General features: G+C 46.4%; 1 protein-coding gene. It reads right to left on the reverse strand.

The annotated features are described in order from the left end of the window. Window positions 1–75 precede the first annotated feature (75 nt). Complete coding sequence (tuf, locus tag ACT3QQ_RS13815; RefSeq protein ID WP_444521873.1) at window positions 76–1,266, reverse strand: elongation factor Tu; 1,191 nt, start codon at window positions 1,264–1,266, stop codon at window positions 76–78. Between the last annotated feature and the right edge of the window lie 21 nt (window positions 1,267–1,287).

The raw sequence follows: 1,287 nt of genomic DNA on the forward strand, positions 1-1,287 counted from the left end.
AATAAAAAAAGGCCACCCTGATTAGGATGGCCTTTTTTATGACTAACTCATAAGCTCATTACTGAGACTTAATGATTAGTTCAATACGCTAGCAACAACACCAGCGCCTACAGTACGGCCGCCTTCACGAATAGCGAAGCGAAGACCTTTGTCCATAGCGATTGGGTGGATAAGCTCTACGCCCATCTCAACGTTATCACCAGGCATTACCATTTCAGTACCGTCTTGTAATTGGATTGCGCCAGTTACGTCAGTAGTACGGAAGTAGAACTGTGGACGATAGCCGTTTAGGAATGGTGTGTGACGACCACCCTCTTCTTTTGACAATACATATACTTCAGCGTCAAACTTGGTGTGAGGAGTGATTGAACCTGGCTTAGCTAGTACTTGGCCACGTTGTACGTCTTCACGCTTAGTACCACGTAGTAGTACGCCACAGTTTTCGCCTGCACGACCTTCGTCAAGCAGTTTGCGGAACATCTCTACACCAGTACAGGTGGTTTTTTGAGTGTCACGGATACCAACGATTTCGATCTCGTCACCAACTTTAACGATACCAGACTCAACACGGCCTGTTACTACAGTACCACGACCTGAGATTGAGAATACGTCTTCGATTGGCATTAGGAACGATTTGTCAACGTCACGCTCTGGCTCTGGGATGTAGGTATCTAGTACTTCTAGAAGTTCTACAACCGCTGGTTGGCCATATTTGTCTTCTGAGCCTTTTAGGGCTTCAGTAGCAGAACCTTTAACGATTGGGGTGTCGTCGCCTGGGAAGTCATAATCGTTCAATAGTTCACGAACTTCCATTTCTACTAGTTCTAGTAGTTCTTCGTCATCTACCATGTCACATTTGTTCATGAACACGATGATGTACGGTACGCCAACCTGACGTGATAGCAAGATGTGCTCACGAGTTTGTGGCATTGGGCCGTCAGTTGCAGATACTACTAGGATTGCGCCGTCCATTTGAGCAGCACCAGTGATCATGTTTTTAACATAATCGGCGTGACCTGGGCAATCTACGTGTGCGTAATGACGAGTTTCAGTGTCATATTCTACGTGTGAGGTGTTAATGGTGATACCACGTGCTTTTTCTTCTGGTGCTGAGTCAATAGACGCATAGTCTTTTGCTTCGCCGCCTGATTTGATTGCAGCTACGGTTGCGATTGCAGCGGTAAGGGTGGTTTTACCATGGTCAACGTGTCCGATGGTTCCGACGTTGACGTGTGGCTTGTTACGTTCAAACTTGGCCTTTGCCATGGGTATTTCCTCTTTTTTTGG

It is taken from the genome of Psychrobacter sp. AOP7-A1-24 (assembly GCF_052376235.1).
Taxonomy (GTDB): domain Bacteria; phylum Pseudomonadota; class Gammaproteobacteria; order Pseudomonadales; family Moraxellaceae; genus Psychrobacter.

Excerpts from the sequence above, each read along its gene's own strand:
- tuf (WP_444521873.1), bottom strand. The coding sequence starts at position 1,266 with ATGGCAAAGGCCAAGTTTGAACGTAACAAGCCACACGTCAACGTCGGA.